Origin of the sequence: Pandoraea sp. PE-S2R-1, from assembly GCF_002179865.1 — a bacterium.
Classification (GTDB): Bacteria; Pseudomonadota; Gammaproteobacteria; order Burkholderiales; family Burkholderiaceae; genus Pandoraea.
In genome coordinates this window covers 1-273 of sequence record NZ_NGUR01000180.1, presented here as the reverse complement: position 1 = coordinate 273, position 273 = coordinate 1, and the positions used below count along the sequence as shown (strand labels likewise).

General features: G+C 59.3%; 1 pseudogene. It reads left to right on the top strand.

What is annotated here, in order from left to right:
• Positions 1-273: pseudogene (locus CDV44_RS27605) on the top strand (NADP-dependent oxidoreductase); the annotation flags it as partial.

Here is a 273-nt window from a genome sequence, read left to right as displayed (position 1 = left end):
CGAGAACGTTGGTGGCGACGTGTTCGATGCGGTCATGCGCAATCTCAATGCACACTCGCGCATTGCGCTGTGCGGCATGATTTCCGGTTACAACGGTGAGCCCATTCCGATGAAGTATCCGGCGCTGCTGCTCACGAACCGGGTGCGGCTTGAAGGCTTCATCGTGACCGAGCATATGGATGTCTGGCCGCAGGCGCTGAAGGAGTTGACCGATGTCATCGCGGCAGGTGAGTTGCGTTATCGCGAGACGATGGCGCAAGGCATCGAGAGCGC